Here is a 21,706-nt window from a genome sequence, read left to right as displayed (position 1 = left end):
ATGATGTTCCCGAGCAGAGAGACAGTAAAGCAGATCAGAAACGAATTTCCGAAAGGGACGCGGGTCGAGCTGGTCAGCATGGATGACCGGCAGGCCCCGCCTCCGGGCACCAAAGGCACGGTCATCGGGGTTGACGATACGGGCAGCCTGCTGATGCGGTGGGACAACGGTTCCGGCCTCAACGTAGTGTACGGTGAGGATGTGGTGCAGAAGCTGAAGACGGTCAAGACCATCTGCTACGGTGAGGAGAAGATCTGGGACAGCCGGAAAGCCGCGATGGATTTTTTCTTCGACGCGATGATAGGGAGCGACGGCAGCGAGAAACAGCGGTACACTAACGTGTACATGAAACTTCTGATGGGCTGGGAGGTGTGCAGCGATGACAGATAAGGTACGGGAGCAGATTCTGAAGGTCCGGGATACGGGCAAGACAAATATGTTCGACACCTGTATGGTGCAGCGCATCGGGCTGAAGATGGGATTCTACGAGATGGTGATCTTCATCGAAGAGAACAAGGGCGAATATGTGAACTTCATCCTGCACGGGGATGAGAAGTCCAGGCGGGAAGCCGCGAAGACCCGGTTTGAAAAGGACTACGCCATCGTGATGGAAGGCGAGGACGATGTGGAAAGCATCATCCTCCGCCGGAAGGCGGAAATCACCAGCCTGCAGCGGGAAGGACGTCAGTGCCGGAACGGATTCCGGATGAAATGCATTCAACAGGAGCTGGAACGGTTAGAACACGAATTGGAAATTCTGATAGATTTGCTGTAAAAAATAAAAATGAGGACTTCCGGAAGGAGGTCCTTTTTTAGTTGGGAGTTGGGGATGATGCGGAAGCTGAGGGGATACAAACCGACAAAGTTCATGGCGAAGGGGTCGAAGTACAGCAAGGCCCACGCGGATTATGCGGTGCAGTTCATACAGTGCCTGAAACACACCAAGGGCACATGGGCCGGCAAGCCGTTTGAACTCATCGACTGGCAGGAACGCATCATCCGCGACATCTTTGGTATTCTGAAACAGGACGGCTACCGCCAGTTCACGACTGCCTATATTGAGATACCCAAGAAACAGGGCAAGAGCGAACTGGCTGCAGCGGTCGCACTGCTGTTATGCTGCGGTGATGGGGAAGAACGGGCAGAGGTCTACGGCTGCGCGGCTGACCGCCAGCAGGCCTCCATCGTGTTTGAGGTCGCCGCCGATATGGTACGGATGTGTCCGTCATTGAACAAACGGGTGAAGATACTGGCATCGCAGAAGCGGCTGATTTATCTTCCTACTAACAGTTTTTATCAGGTCCTGTCGGCAGATGCTTATTCCAAGCATGGGTTCAACGTGAGCGGGGTCATCTTCGATGAGCTGCATACCCAGCCGAACCGGAAACTGTTTGACGTTATGACGAAGGGCTCCGGCGATGCCCGGATGCAGCCTTTGTACTTTTTGATTACCACGGCCGGCACTGACACACACAGCATCTGTTACGAGACGCACCAAAAAGCGAAGGACATATTGGAAGGCCGGAAGATAGACCAGACCTTCTATCCTGTCATCTATGGTGCGGATGAAAGCGAGGACTGGTCAGACCCGAAGGTGTGGAAGAAAGCGAACCCGTCTCTGGGCATCACGGTGTCCATCGACAAGGTGAAGGATGCGTTCAACTCCGCAAGGCAGAACCCCGGAGAGGAGAACGCATTCCGCCAGCTCCGGCTGAACCAATGGGTGAAGCAGAGCATCCGCTGGATGCCTATGGACAAGTGGGATGCCTGCTCGTTCCCGGTGGATGCGGATGAGCTGGAGGGGCGCATCTGTTACGGCGGCTTGGACCTGTCCAGTACCACGGACATCACGGCCTTCGTGCTGGTATTTCCGCCATTGGACGAAGATGACAAATTCCAGGTTCTTTCCTTCTTCTGGATACCGGAAGAGAACCTGGAACTTCGGGTGCGCCGTGACCATGTTCCCTACGATGTGTGGGAACGGCAGGGATTCCTGAAGACCACGGAAGGTAATGTGGTGCATTACGGCTATATAGAAAAATTCATAGAAAGCCTGGGTGAGAGGTATCACATACGGGAAATCGCATTTGACCGCTGGGGCGCTGTGCAGATGGTGCAGAACCTGGAGGGAATGGGCTTCACCGTGGTTCCTTTCGGGCAGGGTTTTAAGGATATGAGCCCGCCGACCAAGGAACTGATGAAGCTGACGCTGGAGCAGAGAATCGCCCATGGCGGGCAACCAGTTCTGCGGTGGATGATGGACAACATCTTCATCAAGACGGACCCGGCCGGGAACATCAAGCCGGACAAGGAAAAATCTACGGAAAAGATTGACGGGGTGGTGGCCACGGTCATGGCTTTGGACCGGGCGATCCGTTGCGGAAATGAAAGCGGCGAGAGTGTGTATGATGGCAGGGGGATACTGATGTTGTAAACAATACAGTTTATTGGATAAGAGGAGGATGAAAATGCCCTTTAAAACAGATGGCGGTGGACTAGCTGTCAGGCTGAATGATGCAAAGTTGTATGTTTCCGAATCTGCATCGACTTGGAATACAAGACTCAGCCAAATTGGTAACATATCCGGCAAAGTAATCATTTGCACATACACTTTGCCTGACATTGATTATATCCAAAAGATACTGGACAAGCGTTCCGAAAATGTAACCATTATCGCTCATGAAAAATTTAGAAAGAAAGCGATGCAACTTAAAGCGATATATCCGTCATTGAAAATTTACTTAAAACCGGATGTACACGCAAAAATTGTATTGATTGAACCTCAGACCGTTTGGCTGTCATCGGCTAATTTTGGAAGTAGCGGATGGTTTGAACAGACTATTGGGGTTCACAGTAGGACAGCATATGATTTTTATCTGAACGCCTTAAGTAAATATCTTAAGGTTGCTTTGTAAGGGTTAAGGAGGAATCATGAAAATACTCCGCTTTTTTGAAAAGTTTATCCATTCCCGTGATAAACCTAAAAACGAATTATCCGGCACCCTGCAGTACTACTTTGGACGGAGCGCGGCAGGGCAGACGGTGAACCAGCGAACCGCCATGCAAGTCACGGCGGTGTATGCCTGTGTCCGCATCCTGGCGGAATCCATCGCGGGGCTGCCACTGCATGTGTACCGCTACAAAGACAAAGGAAAAGAGATGGTCGCCGACCATCCATTATACCCGCTGCTCCATGACGAGCCGAACCCAGAGATGACCAGCTTCATCTTCCGGGAGACCCTCATGGGGCATTTGCTTTTATACGGCAATGCCTATGCCCAGATCATCCGGGACGGATATGGCAGGGTGAAATGGCTGTATCCGCTGATGCCCGACCGGATGGACGTCCAGCGGGACGAGGGAGAACAGCTTGTCTACACCTACACCCGCTACCTGGACGAGTTCGGTGGCAAGCAGCGGTATGAGGAAGTGAAGCTCCGGCCAGACCAGGTGCTGCATATTCCCGGCCTGGGATATGACGGCCTTATAGGCTATTCCCCTATCGCTATGGCAAAGAACGCCATCGGCGTTTCCATGGCGGCGGAGGAGTTCGGGTCCACGTTCTTCGCCAACGGGGCGACGCCCAGCGGGTTGTTGGAACATCCCGGTGTGGTGAAAGACCCGGAAAAGTTACGGCAAAGCTGGCACGCACAATTTAGCGGAAAGAACAGCCACAACGTGGCGGTGCTGGAAGAGGGCATGACCTACAAACCCATGTCGGTTCCGCCCAACGACGCGCAGTTCCTGGAGACACGGAAATTCCAGATCGATGAGATTGCCCGAATCTTCCGGGTGCCTCCTCACATGGTGGGCGATTTGGACAAATCCAGCTTCTCCAACATCGAGCAGCAGTCCCTGGAATTTGTGAAGTACACGCTGAACCCCTGGGTCATCCGCTGGGAACAGGCGATGCACAAAGCGTTACTGCTCCCCGGTGAAAAGCAGCATTACTTTATCAAGTTTAATGTGGACGGCCTCTTGCGCGGTGATTACCAGAGCCGGATGAACGGTTATGCGATAGGCCGGCAGAACGGCTGGCTTTCCGCCAACGACATCCGGGAAATGGAAAATTTGAACCCGATATCCGAGGAGGAAGGCGGAAACCTGTACCTAATCAATGGCAACATGACCAAGCTGAAAGACGCGGGGCTGTTTGCCAATAAACAGCAAGCGATACAGAACGGAGGTAACAACGATTGAAAAAGAAATTCTGGAACTGGGTGAGGAACGAGGATACCGGCAGCCGCACCCTTGTACTGAACGGGCAGATTTCCGATGAGACCTGGTTTGGCGATGAAGTCACACCGGGTCTTTTTCGTGAGGAGTTGCAAAGCTGCGAAGGGGACATCACGGTATGGATCAATTCGCCGGGCGGGGATGTGTTCGCCGCAGCGCAAATTTATAATATGCTGATGGAGTATCCCGGCAATGTGGATGTCCGTATCGACGGCATCGCGGCTTCTGCCGCATCGGTCATCGCCATGGCAGGGAACAAGGTTTCCATGTCCCCGGTGGCCATGATGATGATCCACAACCCCATTACCGTTGCCATGGGCGACAAGAAGGTCATGCAGCAGGCCATAGATATGCTGGATGAGATCAAGGAAAGCATCATCAATGCCTACGAGCTGAAGACGGGCCAGCCCCGGACGAAGATTGCCCACATGATGGATGCAGAAACCTGGTTCAATGCCAAAAAGGCGGTGGAATTAGGATTTGCGGACGACATCCTGTACACGGACGGGGAAGGGAAACAGGAGGCGCCGGCTGCGGTGCTGTTTTCCAAGATCATGGTGATGAATTCATTTCTGTGCAAGTTTAACAAACCTGAATCGGAACCCGATACGCGGGTTTCCGTGGAACCGCTGAAGAAGCGGCTTTTTTTATTGAGTCATTAAGGAGGAAGAAACAATGGCTATGAATGTTACTGAACTGATGGAAAAACGTGCGAAACTGTGGGAAGCTACGAAGAAGTTTTTGGAAGACCACACCGATAAGGACGGCAAAATGACTGCCGCTGACGCGGAGACCTATGAAAAGATGGAGGCCGACATCGCCGAGATGGGCAAGACCATCGACCGTCTGGAAAAGCAGGGCGAGATGGAAAAGAAGCTGGCCATGCCTTCCGGCAAACCCTTGGTAGGAAATCCGGGACAGCCTGCAAAGACCGGCACGGCTTCCGATGAATATCGCAAGGCGATGTTTACGGCAATCCGTACCAAGTTCCGCGAAGTATCAAACGTACTGCAGGAGGGCATCGATGAAGCGGGCGGCTACCTGGTGCCTGACGAATATGACAAGCGCTTGGTGGATGTGCTGGATGAGGAAAATGTCCTGCGCGGGCTGGCGACAACCATCCGTACCAGCGGGGAGCGCAAGATTAACATCGCGGCAACCAAGCCAGCAGCATTATGGGTCGAAGAGGGTGGCGCGCTGACCTTCGGCGATGCGACCTTCGACCAGAAACTGCTTGACGCCCACAAGTTGCATGTGGCCATCAAGATTACAGAGGAACTGTTGGCGGACAATGCTTTCCAGTTGGAAGACTATATCATCGCGCAGTTTGGCAAGGCAATTGCCAACGCGGAGGAAGATGCCTTCCTGAACGGGGATGGCGATGGCAAACCGACCGGTCTCTTTGCGGATGCCCAGGTCGGCGTGACCATCGACACGGTGGAAATCGAAGCCGATGATGTCATCGACCTGATTTACAAGCTGAAACGCCCGTACCGCAAAAAAGCATCCTTCATCACCAACGACAGCACCCTGGCAGTGCTTCGCAAGCTGAAGGACGAGAATGGGAACTACCTGTGGCAGCCTTCCCTTCAGGGCGGGGAGCCGGACCGTATCCTTGGGTATGCCATCCGTACCTCCCAGTACGCACCGAAGCTGGCGGCGGGTAATGTGGCGCTGGCATTCGGTGATTTCAGCTACTACAACATCGGTGACCGTGGCCAGCGCAGCCTGCAGGTGTTGAAGGAACTGTTCGCCGGTAACGGCATGGTCGGCTATGTGATGAAGGAACGTGTGGACGGCCTGTTGATCCTTCCGGAAGCTGTACAGGTATTGAAGGTCCAGGCCTGATGGAAAGGGTGATGGTCATGCTTCTGGAACTGGAAGAAGCGAAGAACTACCTGCGGGTAGATACTGACGAGGAGGACGGCCTGATTACAGGCCTGTCCCAGTCGGCAGAAAAACTGTGCATGGATGTGGCCCGGATAGAAGATGCAGAAGATTTTGCGTCTCTTGGGGATACGGCGAAGACCGCAGTTCTGTATGCGACAGCTTATCTGTACGAACACCGGGAGGAAGCGGACCATCACGCCCTGACCCTGACCCTCCGCTCCCTGTTGTTCGGAGTGCGGAAGGAGGGGTTTTAAGATATGGACATTTCCAAATTCCGGCACCGGGTCACGGTGCTGAAAAAGACCCTCGGCACGGATATCGGGCTGGGCGCGCCGGTTACCTTCACGGATGACGGAAAGGTATGGGCGGAGTTCCTGCAGCAACGTGTCTCCACCGGGGTGGTGGCGGACGACGGGGCGGCGGTGCTGGTCACCCAGGGCATCCGCATCCGTCCCCGTGCGGTTGAAAAAGGCTGGAGGGTTCAGGATGGAGACCATACCTATGAGGTCATCGATGTAGATCGTGGGAACCCTTCCGTCTATGTGCTTACCACACAGGAGGTCAGGCCATGAGCGGGATGTTCACGATCAAGGTCAACATGGGTTCGGTCATCTCCACTGCCATCCGTGACATCGATAAATATGATGCCGAAAAGCAGAAGAAGATCCGCAAGGTCATCGCCGATGGAACAAAAGCCGTCAGGGACAGGGCGGTGCAGGCCGCCCCGAAAGGTCCTACGGGGAAACTGCGTAAGGGCATCAAAAGTTCGGTGGTGGGGGATGGCCGGGAAGGTCTTGTCACCTCCACGGCTCCCCATTCCGCCCTGGTGGAATATGGCACGGACAACAGGCTGACCTACTCCCGGAAAGGGAAGGTGCTGAAGTTCACCTGGAAAGGGAAGGTACGGTATTACCGTGGCGTCCTGAAGTCAGGGAAGATGAAACCGAAGCCGTTTTTAAAGAAAGCGGCGGACAATGAATGGCCGAACATCGTAAGGAACATGGAGGATGCATTGAAATGATACGGATAAAAGACATACCGCAGGTCGCCCTGCGGACAGCCCTGTTCGCCCTGCTGAAAGACGGCCAGACCTGTGATGTTTATGGGGATGTGCCGGAAAGGGCGGCACTTCCGTATATCACCCTTGGCGCGATGACCTTCCGGCCGGTGGGAAACAAGACTGCAGTCATCTGGCAGGCGACCGCCGGGATTGAAGTCTGGGCGGACGGGAACCAGAAACAGGAGATGAACGATATCCTGAACGACATCTGCGTCCTGTTTTCTTACTACGGGGCAGATTTGGAAATCGGGGGATACCACATAATCGGGACGGAACTGGAATCCGTGGAGACCTGGCCGGAATCCGTGACGGGCTACCACGGGACGGTGACTGTCATTTTTACATTACAGAAAGGTAAGGTGCAGCAATGAGCAGATTAACGGCACAAGAGTTACAGAACCTGCCGGAGAATCCCGATACCAATATCGCAGAAGCCGGCAAGGATGTGTTGTTGTATATCGGAAAGAGCGGCTCGGGAACGACAGAGGCGTTCGCCCTGGTGGGCGGCCAGCGGAACTCTACCATCGAGATGAGCGCCAATTCCCTGGACGCATCCCATAAGGGCTCCGGCGGATGGACAGCCAACAAGCCGGGACTCAAGAGCTGGAAGTCCAGCTTTGACGGCCTGCAGATCATGAGTGACGAAGGGGCGCAGGTTATGGAACACTGTTTCCGTGAAGGAAAGCAGGTACACGCCAAGTTCGTGTATCCGGATGCCTCGTACCAGATTGGCTGGGCATATATCACGGAGTTCACCCGCGACAATCCCCATGACGGCATCGCCACCATTAAGGCGACCATGGAGGGCGTCGGTGAGATTTCCGAGATCACGGCGGCAGGAGGCAACTAACACATGAAGGAATCAATCAAGTTCAACAACGGCGCCCGTGAGTGTGAGTTCCTGTTCAACATCCGCAGCCTGAAGGAGATGGAACAGGAACTGGGGTTCTCGCTGAACCTTCTTTTCACACCGAACGTGGCGCTGGGGCTCCGGCTGATGACCATCCACTTTACACAGCTTGGCGTGAAGTACGGCCTGCAGGATAAGCAGCCGGAGGACAAGGACCCCTACGGGTTCATCGAGAGGTACTGCGACAGCGGCGGGACGCTGGACACGCTGAACGCGCATATCCTGGCGGCGATCGATGCGACCAACCTTTTTACGGAGGGGCCGGCGGCAAAAAGGGAAGAGATCCGGAAGGTACTGGAAAAGGCCTGACGAGTTTTGCGGAATGGGCGCGGATGGCAGAGCCGGTGGCTTACGCCATCGGACTGAAACCGCGTGAGTTCGAGGAGATGCAGCCCGGGGAATTCCTGCTCATGCTGGAAGCCGTGAACCGGCAGCGGCGTGAGGAGGATTACCGGACTGCATATTTTTTGTCGTTTGTGATTGCCCCGTATCTGAAAAGGGATTCAAAACTTACGCTGGAAGATATCGTGGACCCGTTGTGGATGACGGAAGAAGAACTGAAAGCAAAGAAAGAGGAGAAGGCCCGGCAGGAAAAGGAACATGACCGGGCGGTGTTGGAACAGGAATTCGCCTGGGCATTAAGGAGAGAATGACATGTCAGTATTGACCGCATTGATGGTGAAGATCGGGGCGGACAGCTCCGGTCTCCGCAAGGAACTGAAAACCGCGAAAAGGGATATCGACCGTACCTTTTCCAGGGACCCGGTATCCGGGTTTGAAGAGGCGCTTACCGGTACGGCCTCCAAGGTCAGTTCTCTTATCACAAAATTCAATACGGCGGCGGTGCTGGCCGGGGGTGGTTTCGGCCTGACCGCCCTTATCTCAAGTGCGGTTTCTGCTGGTGACAGTATAAAAGACCTGTCGGAGAAATTGCGGATATCTACAGCCGAGGCAGAGATGTTCTCCCGGACGGTGAAGCTGGCCGGAGGGGATGTGGACACGGCTTCCGGCGCCATGATGCGTCTGGACAGCACCATCACCGGGAGCGGGGAGAAGGCAGAGAAGACCCGTGCCATTCTGGATTCCCTCGGGGTGTCGCTGACCGACCAGAACGGAAAACTCCTTCCCCTGAACGAACAGCTGAAGAACCTGGCACAGGGATACCAGGCGGCATCGGAAGCCGGGTACGGGCAGGAGTTCATCATGAACACCCTGGGTGTCCGTGGCATGGCGCTGACAGAGACCCTGATGAAATACAACGAGGCGGCGGAGGATGCAGCGAAGATAAAGGGTATCGGGCTTGACCCGGAGCAGATGTCGGACATCAACCGGCAGTTGAAGCTGACCGAAGCACAGTTGGAACAACTGACCATGGCAGGCGGTGCACTTCTTGCCCCGATCGTTGGGGAGTATCTTCCGGCCATCACACAGGGGCTGGCGGATACCGCCGGCCTTATCGCCGGGAACAGGGAAGAAATCGTTTCCCTTGGGACGAGCCTTGCACAGCTTGCCGTGACCTACAAGGTGCTTCAGGCCATAGCAAAAGCCGGAGGACTGACCGGTTTGGCGGCGACCGCTGCGGCAGAGGTAGAGGCACTCTCCAGGGCACAGGAGGCTGCCATCACCCGGCGGCTTAATATGTTAAAGGCTGCACAGAAAAAGGAAGAGCAGCTGATGGCCAAGGAAGTGGCTGCCCGTAAGATCACGGAAGCGGAGAAGGAAAAAGCCATCACCGAGTCCTGTATGCGAATCCAGATGAAGTACGCGGAGACCTCTGCGAGGATCGAGGCGGAGATGCGGGCCGCGTACCGGAAGATGAACGCCGAGGCAAAGATGTCGGCGGCAGGACAGGTGCAGGCCATCGCCACGACCGGGGCGGCGGCAAAGGCTGCCGGGGTACAGATGGTGACGGCATCGGCTGCAGCCAAAGGGGCGGTCGGTTCACTGACCAAAAGCGTGTGGGCCCTGGTAGGAGGATGGTATGCCGTGGCGGCTGCCATCGCGTTCGCCTTTGAGAAGCTGGTGGCGTTCAAGCAGCAGCAGGCACAGGAACAGGGGCTCACGGGCGGTGACATCTATTCCATCGACGGCCAGCAGTACCGCCGTGCCGACGACGGGAAGTTTTACCGGCGGGACATCAACATGGATGCCGAGGACGCCTTCGATACCTATACGGAAACGCAGGTGCTGGAAGATGACGAGATATCCATGCTGCAGGCCGCCTATGAACGGAAACACCCGGCGACCCCGAAACCGGAATCAAATAAAACAGATACCGACAAATTCAAGGACATGTTTGCCAATACCGGCGGTGGCGGAGGCGGTGGTGGAAGCAAGGGGTCGTCCGGAAAAGCAGAAGATTCGGAGAAAGAGGAACTGAAACGCAGGCAGAAACTGCAGAACAGCCTGGAACACGAGTTCTCCATGCGGAAGACGATAAACGAGGCCGTGAGGGAAAGCAACTCCCTGCAGACGGCCTACATGACTTCTGCGGAAAAGGCTGTGTACGGGATGCAGAAAGAACATGAGAAAGCGGTCGAGGAGATACGGAAACGGTGGTTCCAGTTCGAGACGGAATACATCGGGATGTCCGATGAGGAACGCGCCCGGTTCATCAAGAACCTGGAGGAGACCGGTGCTGCCTATGAGATCACCGCAGACGGCAGACTCTCTTTGGCGAAGCAGACTGCCATGGATATTGCGGCGGCAGAGAAACAGTATGAAGATGAAATCGTACAGTACCATGCGCAGTGCAAGGACATCCTGGCGGAGATCGATGATGCGTTCAAGGCCAATTCCATGGAAAGGTTGCAGGAGTCATTGTCGGAAGAGAACACGGCAGTGCTGAACGCATACAACACCCGGCAGGGCATCATGAAACGGTATTATGACAACTGGCTGCAGACCCACAAAACCACGAAGGAACTCATGGCGGATATCGTGCTGGATACGCAAAGCAGTTTCGAGAGTTTCTTTAAGAACGTGCTGACAGGCCAGAAATCCTTCGGTGATGCGTTCATGGACCTGTTGAACGGCCTCCTGGATTCCATCGTGAAGAGCATCGCGGAGACCATGGCGGCGCAGGTGGTGAACCAGTTCCTTAGCTGGATACTCCCGATGGGCGGCGGGAATATGGTCAATACCCCGATAGGGGGACATAACGTGATGTTCCCAAGGGTACCCGGAAAAGCAGAGGGCGGTTTCATCACCGGCCCCGGCACAGCGACAAGCGATAGCATTCCGGCAATGCTCTCCAACGGGGAGTTTGTCATCAATGCGGACGCGGTACGGAGAATCGGTGTTCCCACGCTGAACGCAATCAATACCGGCGCGGTATCACGCTTTGCCCAGGGGGGATATGTTTCCCCGGGAACTGCCGGAGGGACTGCTGTGGGTGGTATCCCGAATGTCATCGTCAATCTTTACAACGAGAGCGGGATGCAGATGGATGCACAGCAGACCGAGACCAATTTTGACGGAGAGAATTACATTGTAAGCGTCGTGATGAATGCCTTTGCAACGAACAAGATGGGCATCCGGACGACGATGAAAGGGGCGATGAGCTGATGGCAGTTAATTTTCCGGCATCCATAGACCCACCGGCCTGGCCGTTTGAATGCGAATATGAGAACAATTCCATCATCAGCAAGTTCGAGGACGGTTCCCAGCAGTCCAGACGGAAATTCACGAAGAGCCGGCGGAAGTGGACGCTGAAATGGCACCATATTCCCAGGGAACAGTATATAACCCTGATGAATTTTATATCACAGACCGTGTCGTTCTCGGCACGGTCTTTTAATTGGACGAACACGGATTCCGTGGATGACCAGGGCGGCGCGGAAGTGGTGGAGGTGCGTATCACGAACGTGGGCAAGTGGACGAACGAGGCGCTGCACTACTGGTCCGGGTCGATTGAACTGACGGAGGTGTGAGACATGCTTTCCATCTCTGCGATTTCAAAGGCAGAAAAAAATAAACTGTCGACTGACAGTTGTTTCCTTATCCTGTTGGAGATCCGGCTGCAGAACACTGTGTATATCTGCTACAACAACGAGGACGTGACCTGGAAGGGTCAGCTGTACCAGGCATTTCCGTTCAACATCGGGGAAACATCCGAAGACAGTGACGGATCCGACCCGAACGTCACCCTCAAGATCGACAACGTGGCCCAGGGGCTGCAGTGGTATGTGGAGGCCAGCGGCGGCGGTGTCGGTACGCTCGTGATACTCCGCGTGGTCAATTCCAAGAACCTGAACGGCAACGCTGACTTGGAGGAGTACTATACGGTGCTGTCCTGCAAGGTCAACGAGCAGTGGATCGAGTTCACGCTGGGCAACGATTATTCCGCACGCACCCGTCGTCCATTGGACCGGTATATGAAGAACAACTGTCCGTTCGCCTACAAGGGAATCCGGTGTGGGTATAACGGCAGCAAGAGTTCCTGCAAGCATACGCTGGCGGATTGCCGGTCGCATGGCAACAGTACACGCTTCGGAGGTTTTCCGGGCATCGACCAGAAAGGGGTATATGCATGATGGATTTTACGGACCTTATCGGGACACCCTTTGCCAACCACGGACGGGATGTAAAACAAGGGCTGGACTGCTACGGCGTCGTCCGGGAAGTGTACCGGCGCTACGGATACGACGTGCCGGAATACGATGCGGATTACAAAGATATGGAAAAGATAGACCAACTCATAACAGGAAATACCCGGGGCTATCCGTGGAAAGAAATCAAGGAACCGGCAGCGCCCTGCCTGGTAGCCATCCGGTTCGGCAGCCCGGACGGGGTCGTCAACCATACGGCTGTCTATATCGGCGGGGGGATGTTCATCCACGCAAGGGAACGGATAGGTGTCTGCATAGACAGGATATCATCCCCGGCCTGGCGCAGGGTGATTGTCGGGTTTTATCAATATACAGGTGATGCACATGGTAACTCTGGTACTCGTTAAAAATCCTTTCTCGCCGCAGGACGGAAGGGAAATCCGGCATATCGAAGCTGGCGGCACGTTGGCGGATTTGCTGGCAGAAAACAGAATAGAGGGCGTTGACCTGCAGGCCACGGTGAACGGGTACAGTGTGGATGAAAACACAGTTATCAAGGATGAAGATTTCGTGGTGATATATCCGGTCATCGAAAAAGGCGGAAAGGGTGGCAAGTCCATCCTCGGCATCGTGGCAGCCATCGCCCTGTCCGTGGTGTCCTTCGGCATCGCCAGCGGTGGCTGGCTTGCCGGATTAGGCAAGGCGTTTGCTGCAGGTGCCTGGGGTGCATACGCAGCCGCTACGGCTGTCATGTTTTTGGGTTCTGCCCTTATCGGCAGGCTTTCCGGTCAGAAGACAGACCTGGGCGGGTATGAATCCGAGAACAGCAAGGCTACATATTCCTGGGCTGGCGTCCAGACCATGGAAGGCCAGAACAACCCGATTGCCCTGACCTACGGCAAGGTGAAAAGCGGCGGACAGACCATCGCCAAGTTTGTCGATATCGACGACAACGATGAATGCCTGAACTGGCTTGTGGCCTGTGGGGAAGGGGAACTTGTCATCACGGACATCAAGCTGAACGATAATGATATCGAGAATTTTGATGACGCGGACTTTGAACTTCGCAAGGGAACGAATGACCAGAGCGTCATCACCAATTTCAACAACACATATTTTACCAAGAATGTTTCTTACAAGCTGGACAATACCTGGGTGACTGACACGGCAAACGGGACAGACACAAGGGGATTGCGGTTTGAGATAGAATTCCCGAACGGCTTATGCCACATTTCGGACAGCGGTAAAGTGGAAAATGCTACAGTGAACTTGGACATCGAATACCGGAAAGTTACCACGGATGCAAACGACAATGTTACCTATGGCGCATGGACTAACCTGTTCAAGGAACTGGCCAGCAACAGCTATGGAGTGACGCTGGCGAAGAATGTGGCCGCCGGTTCATATACTATGAAGATACAATGCCTGTGGGATGACGATGAGGACGGGTACCGCAGCTGGTTTTATAACGTTAGGATCAGCATAGGTTCCTATTCCGGCACGATACGGAAAAAGGATATCGGTTCCAAAGTAGTGACCGTGGGGGCGTTCCGTGTTGACACGGACAAATGGAGTGACAGCCTGGTCAGCAGCGTTAAGAACGGCAACGATAAGACGGCGACTCTGACCGTAAGCAACGGCAGCGGCAACGGTATTATCACGGCTGCCCGGAATTCTGCCCTTCGGAAACAGTTCACGGTCAACCATATTCCCAGCGGAGAATATGAAGTGCGTGTAAAGGTTTCCTACCGGCAGTATGCGGAAACGAATACGCAGGCGTCTTCTACCTGCTACCTTACAGCCATCACTTCCATTATCTACGATGATTTTACCTATCCTTGCACAGCGCTTCTGGGCATCTCTGCGGTGGCGACCGACCAGCTGAACGGGAGCCCGTCACTGTCGTTCCTCAAGGAACGCACCTATGTGTATGTGTGGAACGGGAGCAGTTATGTCAAGAAACGGGCTGACAACCCGGCATGGGCCTCTTACGACCTGTTGCATCAGGCAAGGCGGCTGAAGAACATCAACACCGGGAACTGGGAATATGAGGTGCGGGGCGCTCCGGCAGACCGCATCCGCTATTCGGATTTTGCTGCCTGGGCGAACTGGTGCAATGAAAAGGATCTGACGGTCAATATTGAAATCAATACCAGCGGTGAGGTGCTGGAGGTCATCAACCAGCGGATAGCGCCGATCGGGCGCGGCATGGTGGTGCGGTTCGGGACACGCTACGGCTGTATCTATGACCATGTGCAGCAACCGGTGCAGATGTTCAACATGGGCAACATCCTCGCCGGTTCTTTCAGTGAGGAGTTCCTGAAGGTGGCCGACCGGGCGAACTGCGTGGAGGTCACGTTCACCAACGCCGACGCTGATTACCAAAGGGATGTGCTGACCATCTACGGAAGCACGTTTGACAGCGACGGGTATGCCAAGACTGCCCAGTTGACCATGGACGGCATAACAGACTATAAGCAGGCATACCGGGAAGGCAAGTATCATCTTATGTGTAACCGCTACCAGCTCCGGACGGTATCGTTCGAGGCCGGTATCGATGCCATCGCCTGTACGGTGGGGGACGTCATCCTTGTGTCGCACGACGTACCGAAGTGGGCGAACAGCGGACGCATCGAAAGCGTGGATGACCTGACCATGGTCCTGCCGGTTTATATCAGTGATACGACCAAAAGCTACCGCATCCAGTTCAGGACGGTAAAGGACAACCTGTACACGATTCCGTGTACCATCATCGAGACGAGTTCAAATGGGTGGACTACCATCGGTCTGGAATCGGACTATTCAGAGAGCGACCCGCCCCAGGCAGGGGATGTTTTCGATTTGGCTATTGCCAACATCGGTTCAAAGCCGTTCGTTGTGAAATCGATTACCCGTGCGCAGGACTTCACGCGGAGGATCACCTGCATCGAGTATGCGGAGGCCCTGTTCGAGGAGAACTACGAGATACCGCCCATCCAGTATGCAACAAAGGCTGTGGGGAATGCGAAAAATGTTACCGGGCTGTCAGCAAAGCAGTTCCAGTATACCGACGAGAACCGCGTCCGGCACGGCATGATGAGCGTTTCCTGGAAACGCGCCAGCGGCGGAGGCAGGTACACGGTACTTATTTCTACGGACAAGAAAAAATGGACCAACGCTACGGAGACATCCAACACGTTTGCCGAATTCAATGTAAAGGCAAAGACAGATTACTATGTCAAGGTGGTCACGATTCTTGGGGTATCCCAAAGCACGGGTGTTACCACCGGCCTTATTTCCTGCGGACAGGACGTCCCGCCAAAGGCCGTGACGGGATTGTCATACAAGGTTGACCCGGCAGACCGTACCAAGGCGGAGGTGACCTGGAACGAGAATACGGACATCGACTTCCGCAACTATAAAGTTTCTGTTGCCGGTGGCAAGACCTATACCACGGCAAGCAATATCATCACGATTGTATCCAATACAGCAAATCCCACGGTGACGGTGTTTGCCGTAGACAATGCAGGCAACCAGTCAGCTGGGGCAAGCTGCCAGATTCCCATCTATCCGTATCCGTCGAACGTGACAGGCTTTGCGGTCACACAGCAGACCACGGACCGGAGCGTACTGGAATTCACCTGGGATGCCGTAACGGACAGTGACCTTTCCCAGTATGAACTGCGGGCGGGAAACTCGTGGGCGGCAGGCACACAGTTCGCAAGGACCAAGACCCGGAAGACCACCTACCAGGTAGCATCGAGCGGAACCTATAAATTCTGGATTTCCGCCATCAATAATGCTGACGTCTATTCACAGGCCCCAACGGGACTGACCAAGGTAGTGAACCTGATACCGGATGCCGTGACGGATCTGACGGTAACCCAGAGTACCAAGGACCGGAGCAAGGCTGTCATCAAGTTCACCCGTTCCCCCGGCAAGGATATCGACCACTATTCGATACGGTATGGCAATACCTGGGCGAATGGGACGGAGATAGTGGATATCAAGGATAATCGTTTTGAGTGGCAGGTGCCGGCCTCCGGTACATACAATGTCATGGTCAAGGCTGTCACGGTGGCGGGGTTTGAATCCGCCGTAACCAACACGAGCATTACCATCACGATAGAACCGATGGACGTTACCAATTTCCGGGCGGCGCAAAGCACGGTGAACAAGACCACGGTACTGCTGTCCTGGGATGCGGTGAACCAGACCGATGTTGCTTATTATATCATCAAGCAGGGCACAAGCTGGAACACGGCGAGTATGGTCGCCCCGCGCGTCAGCGGTACGACTTTTGAAGTGATGATTGAAGAGGAACATCAGTATTCGTGGATGATTAAGGCGGTGACGATTGCGGGCAACGAGTCACAGTACCCGGCGGAGGTGTCTGCCATCTTCGGCCTTGAGCCCACGCCCGTATCTGTCATCCAGCTGCGGCAGAACCCGAAGGATAGAAGCCAGCTGAACATTCAATGGAACGCCGTCCCGGACGGTGACCTTGTGGGTTACCAGGTGAAGGTCGGGGATAACTGGGACAGCGCCGAGGAGATCCCGCTGACCAACGAACTGTATGCGACCTACACCCTGACAGAGACGGAGAGCGTCCATGTCATGATCCGGACGCTGAACAGCGCGGGGTTCTATTCGGATGAGACGTCGGCCAGCCTGCGGTGTACGGTGGAACCCACGAACTGCACGAATTTTGTGGCGTACCAGGACGGCGAGATGGTTGAACTGTACTGGACGGTCAGCACGGACATCGATGTGACCGGGTACGAGATACGGGAAGGTTCCAGTTTTGATACCGGCGCCTTGGTGGCGACCGGGGTGACGAACAACTTCTTTACCGTCCCGGTGGATATTGAAAGGCTTTATCAGTACCATATCGTGGCCATCAACAAGGCCGGTTTCAAAAGTTCTGCCGCACGGACCTCGCGGGTCAACGTGGAGAACCTGCCGCCGAAGAACGTCATTCAGACCTTTGACGAACTTGCCCGGCAGAGCGGTACGCACAGCAACACGGAGTTCGGCGAATCAAGTATCAACTTCCAGACTGTGGGAGGCCGGTTCAGTGACTATACCACGACCAAGTTTGCCGACCTGGGCGGGTCACAGGTACTGAAACTGAAACTGAACACTTCGACCGGGAAGTATCCGGCAAGCGGCACCTACACGCTGGCAAAGATCAATGTCGGAAGCATCATTACCGCGAAGATTTCCGTGTACTTTGTTTCGACTGTTATGTATGCGGGGGATGTGTCTGCGGTTTTGGAGTTCCGTACATCCCTTGACAACAGCATTTGGATGGACTGGACGGAGTTCAAACCGGTGCAGCGGCGTTTTAGGTACGTTCAGTTCCGGGTGAAACTGGCTACGAAAAATACCAATAAGACACCGGAGGTCAACCACCTGCTCATCAGCATCGATGTGCCGGACACGGATATCGCCATCACTGCTTCGATAGCGGCGGCTGGCACTACCGTTCCGTACGGGCATACTTTCTATGCCGTCCCAAATGTGACGGCCAATGCCATCGGTGAAACGGTTCACGCCAGGGTGATAAGCAGGACGAAGACCGAGTGCGTTATCAAGGTGTTCAACACAAGCAATACCGCAGTGGCGGGAACGGTAGACATAAAAATAAAGGGGTATTAAGGGGCGTTTTATGGCGTCCCTTTTTTATTTGGAGGGATAACAATGGCATACGATTCCACATTTCCGGCAGATGACGAGTATTTGTCGGAGTTTCCTGCGAAACAGCGGGAACAGCTACGCGCGGTCATCGAGGACCAAATCGTGAATGCCCTGAAGCTGTGCGGTCTGTCACCGGGAAATGCCAGCGGCAACATACCGAAATCCAATGGGACAAAGTGCGTTAACCTGAACGCAGATAAGCTGGATGGGCATGACTCCACATATTTTTCCATCGACGGGCATGTACATGATGCCGCGACCACCAGCAGCAACGGATTCATGAGCAACACGGATAAGACGAAGCTGAATGGTATTGCGACAGGGGCGGAGGTGAACCAGAACACCTTTGCTAATGTCACGGTGGGGAGTACGACCATTCAGGCAGATGCGAAACAGGACACGCTTACGTTTGCAGCCGGCAATGCGATTACGCTGACACCGGATGCAACCAACGACAAGGTTACCATCGCAGTGACCGGGAGCACCTATATGCCCCTGGCCGGCGGTACATTCAGCGGTGCGGTAACGACGGCATCCAACTTCACATTAAATGTGAGCGGGACAGCGAGTACACAGGGAACCGGCATCAATCTTCCGTTCCGGTATCAGTTAAAGGCAACGGATGCAGACGCAACGGTGCATACGACGAACCCGTTTTTTGTGTTCCCTTCAAGCTCCACCACGAACAATGGGACCGGATTCGGCATCCAGAGCAGTGGTGCGGTTGTGATAGGCGCCGGTGAATCCCCGAAGAGCCTGGTGTCAGCAATTACCTTAAATGGCGATACGGAAAATCTGCACTTGACGGCAGACAGCACGGTCTACATTCATACAAACGCCGGAACGATTGCGAACCGTAAAAGTTTTGTTTTTACAACGGACGGCAAAATTCAGTTCCCCGACGGGAGCAAGATATGGATTGTCTGAGGTGATGGATTATGAGCAAATCATCACACACCCTGAAAGTCACAAAGGGAAGCACCACATACACCTGTGATTTGTATACGACCACGGCGGAAGCGAAAGTATACAATTCTGCATATCTGCCGGTGACCGTAGATGGAACGAACCTGTATGCTGCTTTATATCCGACAACCTATTCCCAAGTGTTTTATGACGATTACGGGACCCCGGTTCATATAGAAAAAGGCGGAACGGAATATGTGCTGGCGACAAAATCCCTCATCCGGCTTGGCATTACTGCTGTTTCCAACGAGACAATCACGGTCACGGCGGGTGGGGCGTCCTGGACGAGCGGCAACAAGTATTTTCCTTACGGTACTACCTGGACGGCAACGGTGGCTGGGGCTACCGGGTATAACGCCGGTTCATTGACACCCAGCAGCAGTGGTACGCTGACTAATGCAAACGTGACAGTTACCGCAGGTGCAGCAAGCCTGAAGACCTACACGCTGAAACTGAATGCGACAACCCACCAGACCATCACGCTGAAATACAAGAACCGGAACGCCGCCAACACCGGATTTGAGGCAGAGGTCACAAAGACTTCCACATCTTCCGCACAGTCCTTTACAGTCCGGCATGGGACCACATGGACGGCTACGATAGCCGGCGCGACGGGGTGGACGGCAGGCGCGTTAACCCCCGGGTCTTCCGGTACCGTGACAGCGGCTACAACGGTATCTGCAGGTTCTGCCACATACAAGACGTTTACGCTGAAACTGAATGCCACTTCCCATCAGACCATAACGCTGAAGTACAAAAACAAAAAGTCCGACGGCACGTTTGCTTCGGAAGTTACGAAGACGTCTACCTCTTCGGCACAGAGTTTTACTGTCGGATACGGCACGACCTGGACAGCAAGCCTGGCGGCTGCGACGGGATATACAAAGGGTACATTGTCCGGCTCCAGCGGAACGGTGACTGCAGCCACGACTGTCAGCGCAACGGCGGCTACGGCTATCACACCGAAGATTACGTTCACATGGACGGCTGACGGGTGGACACCGACAGCGACCATTACATATACCAACACATCCGGTTCTTCTGCAACAGCGACCAAGCCGTCTTCCGTGACCATCAAGTACAACACCACAATAAAGATTACGGATACCAAGAACAGTTACAGATACTATTTGAAAATCACGCAGGGAAGCACATATAAAACGGCTATCCATAGTAAAGAGTCTTGGACTTCAGGCGCATTGACGGCCAATACCACATTCAAGATTGTCGGGTATTATGATGAGTATGAAGGCTCAAGCGGTGAAGGTTCCGGAGGTGAAGGCAGTGGCGGTGAATAAACCTTGGACTGGGGAAACAGAATATCTGCACGGTTTGTCTGCGGTCTTTTTGTTGTTAGGCCCTGCCTGCAATATGACATGCCGGCACTGTTCCCAGACGCCCATAAAAAACACGTTCTGCCAGCAGCCGGATTCCGAACTGCCGGAGAAGGTGATACTGTTCCTGAAGAAATGGCTGTCTGTGAAAAACGGCTTCTTTTCCCGGATTTACTTCTGGGGCGGGGAGCCGCTCTTGTATTGGGAGACGATTAAGCGATACATATTGATGTTTGAGTCCCGTGGTATATTTCCACGCCAGTACCGAATCTTTTCGAACGGGCTGCTTCTGACAAAGGAGATTGCAGATTTCTGCAACAGGCACAGGGTACTGTTCACGATGTCCTACGATGCGCCAAATCCGGTGGCGGTACGGAACGCAGTCCCATCAAAAGAAAACATTGAGGCCTTGTTGGAATGCAAGAAGCGTTCCGTGAATTTTGTGTTCAACGCCCTGAACGATGATCCGGTCAGGGCGTTTGCCATGCTCGAAGAACTGTTTCCGGAGACCATCGTGGATATGGGGCTTATCAATGTGCTGTCCGATATCCCAAAAGACATCTATACCTTCCGGGAAGGGCAGATAGAACGGGCGATTGATGCCCTGGCGGACGACATCATCGCAGGAAACGACCCGTATGGGAACCGGTACAACTTTTTCGTGGAAAAGTTTATCAGCGATGACCTGTTCAGGCGGGAACATTTTACAACATCCCCGTTTCCGCCCTGTGCGCCCGGGGTTATATCACTGTCATTCAAATTCGACGGGAGCATCGTCCGGTGCCATAACGACAGCAGGGTCATTTCCTCTATTGATGATTCCTGCGAGGAGATGTTGGAGAAGCACCGAATGGTGTGGGAAGATCTGATACCACGGAAATGCTTCAGCTGTCCTGTGGTATCCATCTGCAGGAACCGCTGCCCGATAGGGCTGTTTACGGAAGATGGGACGGAATATGTGCATTGTGAAGTTCTCCGCCGGATTTACGGATCCGTCTTACGGAACCGGAAGAAACTGACGGAGTGCGAGATACCGGAATACAGGGATTTAAGGGCAGAAGCCCGGAAAGGAGAAGGATAG

The 21,706-nt window shown here is 54.2% G+C and carries 22 protein-coding genes; all 22 read left to right on the top strand.

Annotation, left to right across the window (positions count from 1 at the left end):
* From BM159_RS07820 to BM159_RS07715, 22 genes are read left to right on the top strand one after another with little or no spacing between them, the layout of a single operon-like run.
* The gene (locus tag BM159_RS07820) at positions 1-390 is read left to right on the top strand and encodes a DUF4314 domain-containing protein (RefSeq protein ID WP_093913694.1); all 390 of its coding nucleotides are present in this window, start codon (positions 1-3) and stop codon (positions 388-390) included.
* Positions 380-775: a DUF5049 domain-containing protein gene (locus BM159_RS07815; protein WP_093913693.1), complete on the top strand. Its 396-nt coding sequence runs from the start codon at positions 380-382 to the stop codon at positions 773-775. Before BM159_RS07820 ends, BM159_RS07815 begins: the two co-directional genes overlap by 11 nt.
* A 57-nt stretch (positions 776-832) precedes the next feature.
* On the top strand, positions 833-2,434 hold the full coding sequence (locus tag BM159_RS07810) for a terminase large subunit (protein WP_093913740.1): 1,602 nt from the start codon (positions 833-835) through the stop codon (positions 2,432-2,434).
* 34 nt (positions 2,435-2,468) lie between these two features.
* On the top strand, positions 2,469-2,915 hold the full coding sequence (locus BM159_RS07805; protein ID WP_093913692.1) for a phospholipase D-like domain-containing protein: 447 nt from the start codon (positions 2,469-2,471) through the stop codon (positions 2,913-2,915).
* A 16-nt stretch (positions 2,916-2,931) separates the two neighbouring features.
* Positions 2,932-4,200 (top strand): phage portal protein, encoded by a 1,269-nt coding sequence (locus tag BM159_RS07800; protein ID WP_093913691.1) that lies wholly within the window; start codon positions 2,932-2,934, stop codon positions 4,198-4,200.
* Positions 4,197-4,898 carry a head maturation protease, ClpP-related gene (locus BM159_RS07795; protein ID WP_093913690.1) on the top strand — a complete coding sequence of 234 codons (702 nt, stop codon included), beginning with the start codon at positions 4,197-4,199 and terminating at the stop codon, positions 4,896-4,898. The genes BM159_RS07800 and BM159_RS07795 overlap by 4 nt, the downstream gene beginning before the upstream one ends.
* Positions 4,899-4,917: 19 nt before the next feature.
* Positions 4,918-6,084 carry a phage major capsid protein gene (locus BM159_RS07790; protein ID WP_093913739.1) on the top strand — a complete coding sequence of 389 codons (1,167 nt, stop codon included), beginning with the start codon at positions 4,918-4,920 and terminating at the stop codon, positions 6,082-6,084.
* A 17-nt stretch (positions 6,085-6,101) separates the two neighbouring features.
* Complete coding sequence (locus tag BM159_RS07785) at positions 6,102-6,380, top strand: head-tail connector protein (RefSeq protein WP_093913738.1); 279 nt, start codon at positions 6,102-6,104, stop codon at positions 6,378-6,380.
* Positions 6,381-6,383: 3 nt separating this feature from the next.
* The gene (locus BM159_RS07780; RefSeq protein WP_093913689.1) at positions 6,384-6,698 is read left to right on the top strand and encodes a phage head completion protein; all 315 of its coding nucleotides are present in this window, start codon (positions 6,384-6,386) and stop codon (positions 6,696-6,698) included.
* Positions 6,695-7,147 (top strand): HK97 gp10 family phage protein, encoded by a 453-nt coding sequence (locus tag BM159_RS07775; protein ID WP_093913688.1) that lies wholly within the window; start codon positions 6,695-6,697, stop codon positions 7,145-7,147. The genes BM159_RS07780 and BM159_RS07775 overlap by 4 nt, the downstream gene beginning before the upstream one ends.
* A complete protein-coding gene (locus BM159_RS07770) occupies positions 7,144-7,557 on the top strand; it encodes a DUF3168 domain-containing protein (protein WP_093913687.1) in 414 nt (137 codons plus the stop codon). Before BM159_RS07775 ends, BM159_RS07770 begins: the two co-directional genes overlap by 4 nt.
* A complete protein-coding gene (locus BM159_RS07765; RefSeq protein ID WP_093913686.1) occupies positions 7,554-8,036 on the top strand; it encodes a phage tail tube protein in 483 nt (160 codons plus the stop codon). Before BM159_RS07770 ends, BM159_RS07765 begins: the two co-directional genes overlap by 4 nt.
* A 3-nt stretch (positions 8,037-8,039) precedes the next feature.
* Positions 8,040-8,405, top strand: a complete 366-nt coding sequence (locus BM159_RS07760) for a hypothetical protein (RefSeq protein WP_093913685.1) — start codon at positions 8,040-8,042, stop codon at positions 8,403-8,405.
* Between the two features lie 23 nt (positions 8,406-8,428).
* The gene (locus tag BM159_RS07755; RefSeq protein ID WP_093913684.1) at positions 8,429-8,749 is read left to right on the top strand and encodes a hypothetical protein; all 321 of its coding nucleotides are present in this window, start codon (positions 8,429-8,431) and stop codon (positions 8,747-8,749) included.
* Position 8,750: 1 nt separating this feature from the next.
* Positions 8,751-11,663 (top strand): hypothetical protein, encoded by a 2,913-nt coding sequence (locus BM159_RS07750; RefSeq protein WP_093913683.1) that lies wholly within the window; start codon positions 8,751-8,753, stop codon positions 11,661-11,663.
* Positions 11,663-12,028 (top strand): hypothetical protein, encoded by a 366-nt coding sequence (locus tag BM159_RS07745; protein ID WP_093913682.1) that lies wholly within the window; start codon positions 11,663-11,665, stop codon positions 12,026-12,028. Before BM159_RS07750 ends, BM159_RS07745 begins: the two co-directional genes overlap by 1 nt.
* A gap of 3 nt (positions 12,029-12,031) precedes the next feature.
* Entirely contained in the window at positions 12,032-12,631 is a 600-nt protein-coding gene (locus tag BM159_RS07740; RefSeq protein WP_093913681.1) for a DUF1833 family protein, read from the top strand.
* Positions 12,628-13,053 (top strand): C40 family peptidase, encoded by a 426-nt coding sequence (locus tag BM159_RS07735; RefSeq protein ID WP_093913680.1) that lies wholly within the window; start codon positions 12,628-12,630, stop codon positions 13,051-13,053. The genes BM159_RS07740 and BM159_RS07735 overlap by 4 nt, the downstream gene beginning before the upstream one ends.
* Positions 13,031-18,286 carry a host specificity factor TipJ family phage tail protein gene (locus BM159_RS07730; protein ID WP_177205967.1) on the top strand — a complete coding sequence of 1,752 codons (5,256 nt, stop codon included), beginning with the start codon at positions 13,031-13,033 and terminating at the stop codon, positions 18,284-18,286. Before BM159_RS07735 ends, BM159_RS07730 begins: the two co-directional genes overlap by 23 nt.
* Before the next feature lie 42 nt (positions 18,287-18,328).
* Complete coding sequence (locus BM159_RS07725) at positions 18,329-19,252, top strand: hypothetical protein (protein WP_093913678.1); 924 nt, start codon at positions 18,329-18,331, stop codon at positions 19,250-19,252.
* Positions 19,253-19,263: 11 nt separating this feature from the next.
* Positions 19,264-20,589: a hypothetical protein gene (locus BM159_RS07720; protein ID WP_093913677.1), complete on the top strand. Its 1,326-nt coding sequence runs from the start codon at positions 19,264-19,266 to the stop codon at positions 20,587-20,589.
* Positions 20,537-21,706, top strand: coding sequence for a radical SAM protein (locus tag BM159_RS07715; protein ID WP_177205966.1), 1,170 nt, complete (start codon positions 20,537-20,539; stop codon positions 21,704-21,706). The genes BM159_RS07720 and BM159_RS07715 overlap by 53 nt, the downstream gene beginning before the upstream one ends.

It is taken from the genome of Succiniclasticum ruminis DSM 9236 (assembly GCF_900112895.1).
Taxonomy (GTDB): domain Bacteria; phylum Bacillota; class Negativicutes; order Acidaminococcales; family Acidaminococcaceae; genus Succiniclasticum; species Succiniclasticum ruminis.
This window is presented reverse-complemented; position numbering and strand designations above follow the sequence as displayed.